General features: G+C 52.4%; 11 protein-coding genes. 9 read left to right on the top strand and 2 right to left on the bottom strand.

Going from position 1 to position 13,593, the window contains the following annotated elements; translation table 11 throughout:
* Nucleotides 1-318: 318 nt before the first annotated feature.
* Nucleotides 319-1,479, bottom strand: coding sequence for a THUMP domain-containing class I SAM-dependent RNA methyltransferase (locus M1D61_RS14770; RefSeq protein ID WP_458119395.1), 1,161 nt, complete (start codon nt 1,477-1,479; stop codon nt 319-321).
* 226 nt (nt 1,480-1,705) lie between these two features.
* On the opposite strand from M1D61_RS14770, the gene M1D61_RS14765 reads away from it, so the two are divergent.
* A complete protein-coding gene (locus tag M1D61_RS14765) occupies nt 1,706-2,353 on the top strand; it encodes an O-methyltransferase (protein ID WP_458119394.1) in 648 nt (215 codons plus the stop codon).
* A 338-nt stretch (nt 2,354-2,691) separates the two neighbouring features.
* On the opposite strand, the gene M1D61_RS14760 is transcribed toward M1D61_RS14765, so the two are convergent.
* Nucleotides 2,692-3,933, bottom strand: coding sequence for an MFS transporter (locus tag M1D61_RS14760; RefSeq protein ID WP_458119393.1), 1,242 nt, complete (start codon nt 3,931-3,933; stop codon nt 2,692-2,694).
* 326 nt (nt 3,934-4,259) lie between these two features.
* Here M1D61_RS14760 and hemE point away from each other — a divergent pair, with 326 nt between their 5' ends.
* From hemE to M1D61_RS14720, 8 genes are all read left to right on the top strand, one after another.
* Entirely contained in the window at nt 4,260-5,318 is a 1,059-nt protein-coding gene (gene hemE, locus M1D61_RS14755; RefSeq protein WP_458119391.1) for a uroporphyrinogen decarboxylase, read from the top strand.
* A gap of 31 nt (nt 5,319-5,349) precedes the next feature.
* A complete protein-coding gene (gene hemH / locus M1D61_RS14750; protein ID WP_458119389.1) occupies nt 5,350-6,300 on the top strand; it encodes a ferrochelatase in 951 nt (316 codons plus the stop codon).
* Nucleotides 6,300-7,733, top strand: coding sequence for a protoporphyrinogen oxidase (gene hemY / locus M1D61_RS14745; RefSeq protein WP_458119388.1), 1,434 nt, complete (start codon nt 6,300-6,302; stop codon nt 7,731-7,733). The genes hemH and hemY overlap by 1 nt, the downstream gene beginning before the upstream one ends.
* A gap of 279 nt (nt 7,734-8,012) precedes the next feature.
* A complete protein-coding gene (locus tag M1D61_RS14740) occupies nt 8,013-9,380 on the top strand; it encodes a CapA family protein (protein WP_458119387.1) in 1,368 nt (455 codons plus the stop codon).
* A 52-nt stretch (nt 9,381-9,432) separates the two neighbouring features.
* Complete coding sequence (locus M1D61_RS14735; RefSeq protein WP_458119385.1) at nt 9,433-10,056, top strand: fumarylacetoacetate hydrolase family protein; 624 nt, start codon at nt 9,433-9,435, stop codon at nt 10,054-10,056.
* A 2-nt stretch (nt 10,057-10,058) separates the two neighbouring features.
* The gene (locus M1D61_RS14730; RefSeq protein ID WP_458122517.1) at nt 10,059-10,889 is read left to right on the top strand and encodes a DUF92 domain-containing protein; all 831 of its coding nucleotides are present in this window, start codon (nt 10,059-10,061) and stop codon (nt 10,887-10,889) included.
* A 50-nt stretch (nt 10,890-10,939) separates the two neighbouring features.
* Complete coding sequence (locus tag M1D61_RS14725; protein ID WP_458119384.1) at nt 10,940-11,563, top strand: TetR/AcrR family transcriptional regulator; 624 nt, start codon at nt 10,940-10,942, stop codon at nt 11,561-11,563.
* Complete coding sequence (locus tag M1D61_RS14720) at nt 11,560-13,509, top strand: ABC-F family ATP-binding cassette domain-containing protein (RefSeq protein ID WP_458119383.1); 1,950 nt, start codon at nt 11,560-11,562, stop codon at nt 13,507-13,509. Before M1D61_RS14725 ends, M1D61_RS14720 begins: the two co-directional genes overlap by 4 nt.
* The last annotated feature ends 84 nt before the right edge of the window (nt 13,510-13,593 follow it).

Raw genomic sequence — 13,593 nt, 5'->3', positions numbered from 1 at the left:
GAAAAGCCAGGTGTTCTGCAATGCTTTCTTACCTGGCGTTTACATAATAAGATAAGTAAACACATAGCACAGCGGCGAACCGGGCTGCTATAAGCAGAATTCGCCGCTGTGCGGTGTGTAATATGGAGTACTGCCGGTAACCCGGATTTAACACTCTGTTTTCCAAATTAACCTGTCGTTTACAAATAATAGTGTGCAGAGGGCCGAAGGCGATCAGCCCCGGCATTCCTGCTTCAGGCAGAGCAACGGGTTCCTCTGCTGCTGTATTATTTTGTGTTGCCGATAATAAGCGATGCAACACCAATCATAAACATATGATCAGTGTGCAGTGGATTCTTCCTTGTTGGGACGCGGTGGCAGTGGACCGAGATACTGAAGGAACTGACATTCGATCCGGCCGTTGTACAGCTTGCGGCGCTTGGTTGCTTTGCGGCCAAAGAACTGTTCAAAATGACGTGTTGGCGTGATAACAAACACGGACCAGTCCGGCAGGTAAATCGAGGATTTACCCAGATCGCGAATCATCGCTTCGACTTCCTTGCTCTCACTCAGACGCTCGCCGTACGGTGGGTTCGTAACGATACAGCCGAATTTGCCCTGCGGCTGGATGCGTGATACCGGCATTACTTTGAACTCGATCTCATTGCCGAGTCCGGCACTTTTGGCGCAGGCTTTGGCGATTTCGATCGCTTCCGGATCAATATCACTGCCGGTAATCTGCAGTGGAATATCATCTTTAACTGCATCAAATGCTTCATCACGAGCCTGTTCCCACAGTTCATCGGGAATAATGCTCCAGCCTTCGGACGGGAAGGTACGGCGCAGTCCCGGTGCAATATTCCAGCCGATCATGGCAGCTTCAATCAGCAGGGTACCGGAGCCGCAGAACGGATCATACAGCGGACGGTGCGGGCCCCAGCGGCTGAGCAGGATCAGTGCGGCAGCCATTGTTTCCTTGAGCGGTGCTTCGGTCGCATGCTTGCGGTATCCACGCTTGTGCAGGGAAGGTCCGGTGGTATCCAGGGTAATCAGCGCCGTATCTTCATACAGGGATACATCGATCGAGTACAAAGCGCCGTCTTCCTGGAACCACTCTGTACCATAGGTCTGAGTCAGCTTGTCCACGACTGCCTTTTTGACGATCCCCTGGGAAGCGGGAACACTGCTGAGCTGCGATTTCTGAGAGCGTCCGGATACCGGGAATTCGCCGTCTTCCGGGATAAAGTCTGCCCATGGAATCGCTTTGACCCCTTCAAACAGTTCGTCAAAGGTTGTTGCCGGGAATTCCCCCATTTTGATGACGACCCGGTCTGCTGTACGCAGCCAGTAGTTACAGCGGCAAATATCGATAAAATCACCGGTAAATCGGACACGTCCATTCTCGGTGCGGGTATCTTCATAACCGAGCAGTTTCAATTCACGTGCAACTACAGCCTCGATACCCATCGGGCAGGTTGCAATCAGTTCCAGCTGTTTCATTATATATGTTCAACTCCTATAGCTTTTCACAATTCAACTTGTGAGTTCGGTCTCAAAACCATACAATCTAGTATAGGTGAATGCCGGAATACTTACAAACGTTTCTCCAAAATTTTGGCGGAAATTATTTATTCATTGGCAAAATGAATTTCGACGGTCTGCAGGCTCTTAGTACAGTATCGGCAGACCCGGACGAAAGATTAGGATTAAAGGAGCTAAATAAGAGATGACAGACAGAAATGTAATAGGTGCAGAAGAATATATGGAGCAGCTGATCGAGGAAGATGAACTACTGCTGCAGATCAAACAGACGATTCGTGAAAAAGGCATGCCCGAAGTATCGGTTGTACCGGGATACGGCAGGCTGCTGACTATGCTGATCCAGCTATCCGGAGCCAAACGGGTGCTGGAGATCGGTGCACTGGGTGGCTACAGCGGCGTATGCATGGCCCGTGGACTGGAGAAAGACGGGAAGATTGTCTCGCTGGAGCTGCAGCCAGCGTATGCCCAGCTGGCTCATGAGCATCTGCGTCTGGCTGGATACGGCGATCAGGTAGAGTACCGTGTAGGTGAGGCAATGAAAAGCCTGCATCAGCTGAAGGAGGAAGGACAGCGATTTGATTTCTTCTTTATTGATGCAGATAAACTGAATTATCTGAATTATCTGGATTATGCTATTGAGCTGGCGAACCCCGGTGCCATTATTGCCGGAGATAATCTGCTGCTGCGGGGCAGAACGCTCAATCTGGACCGTAATGGACCTGCCATACAGGCGGTACGCGAATTTAATCGCCGCATTGTATCCGATCCGCGTCTGACGGGAACGCTGCTGCCGGCTTTTGATGGGTTGGCACTGGCACGGGTCAAAGGCTAATCTAATACAGGGTTTGAGCAGGCTGCTGCGCAGGGCGGCATGAGCGCTTTGTTCATCGGCTGTTCCTTGTTTCTTGATGCTGAAGAGGTGAATCAGCATCCGTTACAGAATGGGATTGGATCACGTCTTCCGGTAAAGCCAGGAAATCCGCAATGGAAGAGAAGGTGGATTCCCGGGCTTCAAGGTCGTCCATTGACCCAATTCCCATTCCTTCACTCTGATGTAGTATTCACTAAAAAAAGAGGCTTCACGATCCTGGTGATGGGATCGGAAGCCTCTTTTTGCGTTATGGAGATAGGGGAATATGCCAAAAAATAAAATGCTGGCATATCCGCAGTCTAAGCAGAGCGATGATGCTTGCCGGCGGTTGGGCGGGTATAGAGTTTGGTTCGTACCCATAACATATTGAGCAGCAGCATGATCCCCGACATGATGAACAGCCCCTCGATACCAATAAATCCTGCCAGTACACCGCCCATAACGGAGCCCGTCATATTGCCGAGTGCGGTTGTACTGCTGTTAAAGCCGAAAGCACGGCTCTCCATGCCGTCCGGGGTATAATATCGAATCAGTGAGTTGACGCTTGGCAGCAGACCGCCCATACATAATCCCATCAGGAAGCGTACGGCAATAAGCTGGCCGACGTTCTGCACAAAAGCCTGTGGGATGAGCATCAACCCGGCGCCGATCAGGGAAAAGGTGAGTACCCTGTGGGCTCCATACTTGTCGCTGACTTTGCCGAGTATCGGAGCCATCAGCATGTTGGACAGACCGGTCACCGCACTGACAAGACCTGACCAGAAAGCGAGATTCTCCACACTGCCCTGCAGCTTTTGCACATACAGCGGCAGCAGGGTCATCGGACTGATCATGGCAAACTGCAGCAGCAGGGTGACCGTGAACAGTGCCGGCAGCTGCGGAGTCAGACTCAGTTCGCGCAGCCCGGATAATACGGATACCTTGGGCATCTGGGCTGCCGCGGAGCGGTCAAATTTCTCCCGAACGAGGAACAGGGCCAGCAGACTCGCCATAAAAATACAGGCGCCTGTAATATAGAAAATATAGCGGAACCCCACAGTATCCGCCATAATCCCGCCGATCAGCGGTCCGAGAATACTGCCGGCTACGGTGCCGGATTGGCTGATTCCCATCGCAAAGCCCATCTTTTCCTTGGGCGTATTGCTGGAGATCAGTGAGGTGGACGCCGGGTTAAAGCCCGAGATCGTTCCGTTGATCAGCCGCAGCACCAGTAGATGCCAGGCCTGGGTGGCAAAACCCATCGCGGTAAATACGATCGCCATCCCGAAGCCGGAGCGCAGCAGCATTACTTTGCGTCCGTACTGGTCAGACAGCTTGCCCCAGAGCGGCTGGAAAATAAATGAAGTTACGAAGTTAGCCGCAAAGATCACTCCGGACCAGATCGCAATCTGATGTTCACCCTGCACACCGATGTCCTGCGACAGATACAGGGCAATAAAAGGAACGATCATCGTTGTGCCTGCGTTAACAAGAAATTGGCCGAACCACAGCACCATCAGATTGAGCTGCCAGGCTTCCAATTTTGATTTTGAAAAGCGCATCCTGTTTCACTTCCTTAAAAAAGTCCATTCTATAATTATACCATATTTTATACCCACTCCGCCGGGGTTATAGCAGATTAATGCAAAAAATAAAACCTTTTTTCATCTGTTGAAACTTCCGGCTGTATTTATTTTATTCTTGCCTTTCTCCGCCTGTCCATCCCCGTTCATAGGATTGTCATTGGATATTCATAGTAGGGAGGTTGTTACCTCTCCGGAAAAAGCGCATAATTAACTTGTGAATATTTTTATTGCGGAAAATAATTTGGATGTGTTTGACAGCAGGAACGTCAAGCCCATTAACTACTGACGCGGAGGACCCATTCATGACTTATAATGACTCCTTCATACGCGCCTGTCGCAAGCAGGATATCGACCGTCTGCCGGTCTGGTATATGAGACAGGCAGGGCGCTATGATCCGGACTATCAGAAAATCAAAGAAAAATACAGTCTGCTGGAAATCTGTCAGCAGCCTGAGCTGGCGGCCGAAGTGACCCTGATGCCTGTTCGCAAGCTGGGTGTCGATGCGGCCATTTTATATTCGGATATTATGAATCCTGTCGCTTCGATCGGCATTGATTTTGATATCGTCAAAAATATCGGACCTGTGATCGAAAATCCGATTCGCACGGCAGCCGATGTGGAACGTCTTACCCCGATAGATGTGGAAGGCGATCTGTCCCATGTATTGGAGACGATCCGTATTCTGGACCGGGAACTGGAGGTGCCGCTGATTACATTTGCCGGCGCACCGTTCACCATTGCCAGCTATCTGATCGAGGGACGTCCGTCCAAGAGCTATATCCGCACCAAGACGATGATGTACAGCGAGCCGGAATTGTGGCACAGCCTGATGCGCAAGCTGGGCGATATGGTCGCCACCTATCTGCGCAAGCATGTGGAGAACGGCGGCAAAGCCTTCCAGCTGTTCGACAGCTGGGTCGGTGCGCTTTCCCCACTTGATTTCAGAACCTATGTACTGCCGACCATCCAGTATATTTTTGATGAACTGCGCGATCTGGATGTGCCGAAGATCTATTTCCCTGGTGTAAGCTCGGGCGAACTGCTGCCGGAGCTGAATGGTCTGCCGGTGGATGTGATCGGTCTCGACTGGCGCGTCTCGATTAACGAAGGACGCCGCCGATTGGGCGGCAGCTATGCGGTACAGGGGAACCTGGACCCTTATGTGCTGACCGGTCCGTCCGAGCTGATTCATCAGCATGCCAAGCGCATTATCGATGAAGGGCTGCAGCAGCCGGGCTATATTTTCAACCTGGGCCACGGGCTGTTCCCGGAAGCTTCGATTGATAAATTAAAAGAATTGACCGACTATGTGCATGACTATTCTGCACAGGTCCTGAAGCAGCGTACAACATCCCAATGACCGTCTACTACTTTGACTGAGGTGATCTGTAATGGTAAAGAAAAAAATTGGTGTTCTCGTAATGTCTTATGGTACTCCTGCCAGCCTGGAAGATGTTGAAGCGTACTACACGCATATTCGCCGGGGCAATGCGCCAAGCCCGGAACAGCTTAAGGAACTGAAAGACCGCTATGAAGCGATTGTCGGCGGGGTATTCCCGCTGCGTGAAAATACGGACAACCAGGTAGCCGGTATGCAAAACGCGCTGAACGAGCTTGCTGCCGATACCGATGTGGAATTTGTATGCTACCAGGGGCTCAAGCATGCATTTCCCTTTATCGAAGACGGTGTGGAGCAAATGGTAAAAGACGGCATTACCGAGGCGATAGGCATCGTGCTGGCTCCTCATTATTCGACGATGAGTGTAGGTACGTATATCAAGCGTGCCAAGCAGACCGCCGAAGAGCATCATTTGAATATCTCGTTTATCGAGAGCTATCATATGCATCCGAAGCTGATCGAGACGCTGTCCAATCGTGTCAATGCCAAGCTCGAGCTGTTTGAAGAAGCGGGCGCTACACGCGATCAGGTACGTGTACTGTTCAGCGCACACAGTCTGCCGGAACGTATCCTGAGCATGGGCGATCCGTACCGGGATCAGCTGCTGGAGACTTCAGCAGCGATTGCGGAGCGCGCCAACGTGCCATCCTGGCAGTTCACCTGGCAGAGTGCCGGTCGTACAGCCGAGCCATGGCTGGGACCGGATGTGCTGGATACGATGCAGGAACTGCGTGAGGAGCAGGTCGAGTACGTACTCGTCGCTCCGATCGGATTCGTCTCCGATCACCTGGAAGTGCTGTATGATCTGGATATCGAAGCCCAGGAGCTGGCACAGGAGATCGATATGCGCCTGATGCGGATTGATTCCCTCAATACGGACCCGTTATACATGGAACTGCTCGCTGACGAAGTGCTGCGCAAATACAAAGAGGTGCATGTGTAATGACTTCATCCGAACGTCGTGTCGTAGTGATAGGCGGCGGAATTACGGGTCTGAGTGCCGCTTTTTATATGCGCAAATTTCTGATGGAACAGCAGCTGACACCGCAGATTACGGTGGTGGAGCAATCCGGATCGCTCGGCGGCAAGGTGCATACGCTGCATCGTGACGGGTTTGTGATCGAGAAAGGGCCAGATTCCTATCTGGCCCGCAAGACGGCAATGACCGAACTGGCCGAGGAGGTAGGGCTGGGAGACGATCTGGTAACGACCAATCCGAATGCCAAGAAAACCTACATTCTTCATGACGGCAAGCTGCATCCGATGCCATCGGGCCTAGTGCTCGGCATTCCGACCGAACTGCGTCCATTTATGGAAAGCGATCTGATCTCGATGGACGGCAAGATCCGCGCACTGGAAGATTTCCTGCTGCCGCCGAAAATGGACGGGGAAGATGAGTCGCTGGGCGACTTTATCGAGCGCCGTCTGGGCAAGGAAGTATTGGAAAATGTAACCGAGCCTCTGCTGGCAGGCATCTATGCCGGAGATACGCGCAAGCTGAGCCTGCAGGCGACATTCCCGCAGTTCGGCGCGGTGGAACGCGAGTATGGCAGTCTGATCAAAGGTATGAATACCGGACGCAAGCCGGTTGAGACCCACACAGGCACCAAGAAGAGCGCTTTTTACACCTTCCGCGGCGGACTGCAGAGTCTGACCGAACGCCTGGAGCAGTCGCTGGCCGACTCGGTACAGCTGAAGCTGAATACAGGAGCTGTGTCGATTGAGTATAATAATGAACGCTATACGGTCAGCCTGAGTGATGGCAGTACACTGGAAGCAGAGCATGTCATCGTAACGGTTCCGACATTTGCCGCTGCTTCGCTGCTCAAGCCGCATGTCGATACGGCAGCACTCGACCGGATTAATTATGTATCGGTCGCCAATGTAGTCATGGCTTTTGACCGCAAGGATATCGAGACTGAATATGATGGTTCCGGCTTCCTCGTACCGCGCAAGGAAGGACGTACGATTACTGCATGTACATGGACATCGACCAAGTGGCTGCATACCAGCCCGGATGATCGTGTATTGATGCGTTTTTACGTAGGTCGTGCAGGGGATGAAGAAGTTGTGGATGAGAGTGATGAGGAGATTACCCGCCGTGTACTTCATGATATGAAGGAACTGATGGGGATCGAGGCAGCACCAATTTTTACAGAAATTACACGGCTGCATCGTTCGATGCCGCAGTACCCGGTGGGGCATATAAATCATATTGCGGCAATGCGCGCCGAACTGGCAGAGCAGCGTCCAGGATTGATTGTGCTGGGCGCCGGCTATGATGGTGTCGGATTACCTGACTGTATCCGTACAGCCCGCGATGCAGCCGCTGCGGAAGCCCAGCGTGTTGTGCAGCAGCCGGATGAAGTACGCTAGTTAGCAAGGAGTTCTGCAGAATCTTTTATTTAAATGAATAAAACGAATGAGAAAAGTCATACAGCAAAAGCCCTTCATGTTCATAATGAAGGGCTTTTGTATGCGCAGAACAATACATTTCAATCTGCTGATGCAGCAATAGCAGCACCTATCCCGATATCCGCAGCAGGTTATGTATTGGACGCTCATCCCATCTATATTCTGCCATACGCTCTGTGCTTTCCGCCTGTAAGTGTAACCTGCTATAATAGACAGGACGTATCATCAAAGGAGTATTTCATGTATACCACAAGATCAGAACAATCCCGTCAACAGAGACTCGATACCAAAAGACGGCGCAGACGCCGGATTCGGCTATGGATTATGCTGAATACCGTACTCGCACTTGCGATTGTCCTGGTCGGAGCGTATTACTTGCACGTTGTACAACCACAGGAACAACAGACAGCAGCCGATTTCCCGGCAGCGGAACAGCCTGTCGATTGGTCGGGGCAGTCATCGGATGTGTCTGACCAGATGGCAGCAGCGGCAGATTCTGTCAAAGATACCGCAGCACCATCTGCCAACCAATCAGAATCTTCGGCCGCCGATTCGGTTCGTACCGATACAGAGCCTGCGCAGGTGCCTTTACCACAGGCACAGCCGGACAAATTGTCCGCCGATCCTTCTGAAGACCTGCAGCCTGCGACCGATACAGCACTATCCGGACAGACCGTCACGATGAACTTTGGCGGCGACGTTATGTTTTCCGGCAAAGTCGGTGAACTGCTGGCTCAAAAAGGATATGATTATCCGTATGAGTACATTCGCAAGCTGTTCACATCCGACGATCTGTCGGTCGTCAATCTGGAGACGCCGGTAACGGATTCGGCGACCACGGCTGCGGATAAAACCTATACCTTCAAGTCGTCACCCGAGGCGCTCTCGCATATGGCCGCAGCAGGCATCGATGCAGTGAATCTGGCGAATAATCATATTCTGGATCAGGGCATTACCGGCCTGCAGGATACGATCAGTCAGCTGGACAGCAGCGGGATCAGCTATGTAGGGGCAGGCAATGACAGCAAGCGTGCCTATCAGCCTGTTTATTTCCAGCGCAAAGGTATCAAAATTGCGCTGCTCGGCTTCAGTCGTGTTATTCCGGAGACCGGCTGGAATGCCGGAACCAATCAGCCCGGCGTAGCAACGGCCTACGATGCCACCGCCGCGGAAGCGGCTATCCGTGAAGCCCGCAGTGAGGCGGATCTGGTCGTTGTTATCGCTCACTGGGGCGTAGAACGTTCGGATACAATAGCAGCACACCAGAACGATCTGGCCCATCGCTTTGTCGATGCTGGAGCCGATCTGGTCATTGGCGGACATCCGCATGTGCTCCAGGGACTGGAGCAGTATAAGGGCAAATGGATCGCCTACAGCACCGGCAATTTCATTTTTACCCGTTCACTGACAGAGAAAACGTGGGATACCGCAGTATTCCAGGCGAAATGCACGGTGAAGGGAAACTGCAGTATGCAGGTTATTCCTTATACGGCCAATCTGGGCCAGCCGGTGCCGATGACTGAAGAACAGGCACAGGCGCTATTGAGACGATTGCAGACGTTATCCGGCACGATCCGGTTTGATGTCAAGGGAAACGCCATCTCATAGTTTTCACAGCTTGCATAGATCGAACCAATTCATATACAGAGGAGAATGTTCAATGACTGCCATTCAAAACGTATACTGTGTAGGCCGCAATTACCGTCTTCATGCCGAGGAGCTGGGCAACGAAGTTCCTACGTCACCGATGATCTTTTTGAAGCCTTCCCATGCTGCCGTGAAGCTGGAAAATGCCGAATTGAAGCTTCCTTTTAACCAGGGAGGTATTCATTATGAAGCAGAGCTGGTCGTACGGATCGGTCGTGATTATGAACCGGGCATGACAGCCGAGCAGCTCGTGGATGGTCTGGCGCTGGGCATTGATTTTACTCTGCGTGACGTACAGACGGGGCTCAAGCAAAAAGGTCACCCATGGACCGCAGCCAAAGGATTCAAAAACTCGGCGCCGGTAACGGAATTTATTCCTTTCCCGGACAATGATGCCTGGCTGAATCAGGAGTTTGCGCTGCTCAAGAACGGTCAGCAGGTACAGTTGGGATCGGCAAGCAATATGATTTTCCCCCTGGATACGATTATTGCGCATATCGGTGAGACATATGGTCTGGCAGCGGGCGATATTATTTTCACCGGTACACCGGAGGGTGTAGGTCCTGTCGCAACTGGTGATACATTCGAACTGATCTATGCAGGTACGTCTCTGGGAACCTGCCGGATCGCGGAATAATGATGGATTGGCTGATTGGCTTCGTATGCGCCGGTCTGCTTGCGGCGCTCGGTTATCACAAGCACTGGCTGTCGACTTCCGGCGCGCTCGCGGCGATGGTAATGGGAACCGTATACTACGGAGCAGGCAATCTGTTCTGGTTCGGTCTGCTGATTCTGTTCTTCATCAGCGGCAGCGTATTATCCCGCATGAAAAGGGAACGCAAGCGCAAGATCGAACAGGATTACGCTAAAGGTTCCCGCCGGGATGCGGGGCAGGTGTTTGCCAATGGCGGGCTGGGCATGCTGCTCTGTATTGGCAATGCGGTCTGGCCGCATCCGGCTTGGACGCTTGCTTTTATCGGCATTATGGCTACCGTGACCGCCGATACGTGGGCGACCGAGATCGGCAGTCTCAGCCGCAGGCCGCCGCGTTCCGTGCTGAATGGCCGTGTACTGGAGCCAGGAGCATCGGGCGGCGTCTCGGTGCGCGGCACGACAGCTGCGGCTCTCGCGGGTCTCATTATCGGCCTGGCGGCCTGGCTGTTTGCGACCCTGTCGCCGCTGCCGACTGCCAGCAGTATGGCGATGGAATCCTCTTGGTTGAACAGCGGCTGGCTGATGCTGGCGGCTGGTCTCGTTGGCGGTCTGGTGGGCTGTTTTGCGGATTCCTATCTGGGTGCGACCATGCAGCTGATGTACTGCTGTAAAGTATGTGACAAACAGGTGGAGACCCGTATTCACTGTGGTCAGCCGACCGTATATGATCGCGGCTGGCGCTGGATGAATAATGATATGGTCAATGCGGTCAGCTCCATTATGGGTGGAGCGGCTGCGCTGTTATTTTTAATTTAGCTTAAGCCTGCACCGGATCGGGGTAAGCTGTAGATAGAGGAGGTGGGCGGATGAGCGGCACAACAGGAGACAAACTTGAACTTATACTGGACGCTGCCTATGAACTTTTCGGACTGGACGGTTTTTACGAGACGAAAATTTCAGACATTGCGCATCGGGCCGGAATTGCCAAGGGAACGGTATATTTATATTTTAAAAGTAAAGAAGAACTGTGTCTGGCTGTCACCCGGCGCGACTGCGAAAACTTCCTGGAGAAGCTGGAGGAAGCGCTGAAACACTGTCGGCAGCTGGCGGACAAACTGCATGTTATTGCAGCCCATCATACGACGTATCATTTTGAACGGCGCCAGTATACCAAGCTCGTATTCCGTGCACCGAACAACGATCCGGAACTGATGGCCTATATGCGTGATTTTATTTTCCGGTATATGGAGGTTGTCCAGCAGATCCTTATCGATGGGAAGGTACAGCAGCCGCGTTGGTGTGCGGAATCTTATATCGGGATGCTGGACCGGGTTAAGATGGATATTATGTTTAACCCCGAGTTTACGGAACAGGAGCTGCATGAGCGCACCTCGTTTGTAGCCGGATTATTTCTGGAAGGGTGCCTGAAGCAGATTAACAGCGAAGATCAATTAGCGGGACAACGTTCCCAAGAAGGTGAGTCCAAATGAACATATTAACGGTAGAAGCGCTGAGCAAAAGCTTTGGCGATAAAATATTGTTTGATAACGCATCCTTTGGCATGGAGGATCGCGACAAGATTGGCATTATCGGCGTAAATGGTACGGGGAAATCGACTTTCCTCAAAATCATCGCCGGTCTGGAAGAACCGGACGGCGGCAACGTCGTGGTCAATAACAGCGTACGCATCCGCTATCTGGCGCAGAATCCGCCCTATGATCCTGAAGCAACCGTACTCCGTCAGGTGTTTGAAGGCGGTGGAGAAGAACTGCAGACAGTCAGCGCCTATATGAATGTGATGGAACAGCTGGAACTGCATCCGGAAGATACGAATGTCCAGAACCGCTTCGTGCAGATCAGTCAGGATATGGATCGACTGGATGCCTGGTCGCTGGAAAGTGAAGCCAAAAACATTCTGTCCAAGCTCGGAATCAGCCGTTATGACGCCCTGATGGGTACACTGTCCGGCGGTCAACGCAAGCGGGTAGCTCTCGCTTCAGCGCTGATCCAGCCGGCAGAACTGCTCATTCTGGATGAGCCGACCAACCATATTGATCATGATTCGGTGACATGGCTGGAACAGTACCTGCAGAAACGGCGCGGCGCACTGCTGATGATTACGCATGATCGGTATTTCCTGGATCGTGTAGCGACTGTCATGCTGGAGCTGGATCATGGTCAGTTGTACCGTTATGAAGCCAACTATTCCCGCTATCTGGAGCTCAAGGCCGATCGGGAAGAACGTGAAGCCGCTGCAGAGGACAAACGGCAAAATCTGTTCCGGCGCGAGCTGGCCTGGATTCGCCGCGGAGCCAAGGCACGTACGACCAAGCAAAAGGCACGGATCGACCGTTTTGAACAAATCAAAAATGACGCACCCGGCCGCCGGGATGAATCGATGCAGGTATCGACGGTTTCTTCCCGTCTGGGCAAGCAGATTGTCGAACTGGATCATGTCTCCTTAAGCCTCGGTGGACGCGAACTGATTCACGATCTGACCTATCATGCCGTATCTGGGGACCGGATCGGTATTGTTGGACCGAATGGACGAGGCAAGTCGACGCTGCTCAATCTTATTTCCGGCCGTCTTACACCGAGCAGCGGCAGTGTGATTGCCGGGCAGACCGTCAAATTCGGCTACTTTACCCAGGAACATCAGGAAATGGACGAGACGATGCGGGTGATCGAATATATCAAGGAAGTGGCGGAAGTGGTCAGTACATCGGACGGCAGCTCCGTAAGCGCCTCCCAGATGTTGGAGCGCTTCCTGTTCACCCCTTCGGCCCAGTGGACCCCGATTGCCAAACTGTCGGGCGGAGAGAAGCGCAGACTGTACCTGCTGCGTGTGCTGATGGGCGCGCCCAATGTGTTGCTGCTGGATGAGCCGACCAACGATCTGGATATTACGACACTGACCGTATTGGAAGATTACCTGGATGACTTCCCTGGCGTCGTGCTGGTCGTATCCCATGATCGGTATTTCCTGGATCGCACCTGCGACAAGATTTTTGCTTTTGAAGGAAACGGTATTGTGAGTATTCATGCCGGCAACTACAGTGAATACGAAGAACGTACCGCTCACCAGGCCAAAACGGATGCCTGGAATGATCAGGGTGTTACAGCTGCTACCGGTAAAAATACTGCTGCCCCTGCAGCAGCCGATAATACGGGGGAGCAGGGAAAACGCAGTACTTCCCGGGATAAGTTGAAGTTCAGCTATAAGGAACAGCGGGAATACGAGCAGATCGACAGCATGATCGAAGCGGCTGAACAGAACCTGAACCGGATCACTACCGAGATGGAGGCTTCCTTCAACGATTCGGTACGTCTGCAGGAACTGATGACCGAACAGGCCGCAGCTGAGCAGGAAATGGAACGGCTGATGGAACGCTGGACCTATCTGAATGAACTTGCCGAAAAAATCGAGCAACAGTAATATACAGGTCACTTATCAGCCTCAAATAGACAGGCAGTAATCAAAGAACCCTCTGTTCTGCAAAGGATTCTCTTATGGAGAATA

The sequence above is a fragment of the Paenibacillus sp. Z6-24 genome, from assembly GCF_054161335.1.
The sequence above is the reverse complement of the archived record's forward strand: the minus strand, read 5'-3'. Positions and strand labels throughout refer to the sequence as shown.

Bases quoted from the DNA above. Each gene is read 5' to 3' on its own strand.
- M1D61_RS14770 (WP_458119395.1), bottom strand. From the start codon at position 1,479: ATGAAACAGCTGGAACTGATTGCAACCTGCCCGATGGGTATCGAGGCT.
- M1D61_RS14765 (WP_458119394.1), top strand. From the start codon at position 1,706: ATGACAGACAGAAATGTAATAGGTGCAGAAGAATATATGGAGCAGCTG.
- M1D61_RS14760 (WP_458119393.1), bottom strand. From the start codon at position 3,933: ATGCGCTTTTCAAAATCAAAATTGGAAGCCTGGCAGCTCAATCTGATG.
- hemE (WP_458119391.1), top strand. From the start codon at position 4,260: ATGACTTATAATGACTCCTTCATACGCGCCTGTCGCAAGCAGGATATC.
- hemH (WP_458119389.1), top strand. From the start codon at position 5,350: ATGGTAAAGAAAAAAATTGGTGTTCTCGTAATGTCTTATGGTACTCCT.
- hemY (WP_458119388.1), top strand. From the start codon at position 6,300: ATGACTTCATCCGAACGTCGTGTCGTAGTGATAGGCGGCGGAATTACG.
- M1D61_RS14740 (WP_458119387.1), top strand. From the start codon at position 8,013: ATGTATACCACAAGATCAGAACAATCCCGTCAACAGAGACTCGATACC.
- M1D61_RS14735 (WP_458119385.1), top strand. From the start codon at position 9,433: ATGACTGCCATTCAAAACGTATACTGTGTAGGCCGCAATTACCGTCTT.
- M1D61_RS14730 (WP_458122517.1), top strand. From the start codon at position 10,059: ATGGATTGGCTGATTGGCTTCGTATGCGCCGGTCTGCTTGCGGCGCTC.
- M1D61_RS14725 (WP_458119384.1), top strand. From the start codon at position 10,940: ATGAGCGGCACAACAGGAGACAAACTTGAACTTATACTGGACGCTGCC.
- M1D61_RS14720 (WP_458119383.1), top strand. From the start codon at position 11,560: ATGAACATATTAACGGTAGAAGCGCTGAGCAAAAGCTTTGGCGATAAA.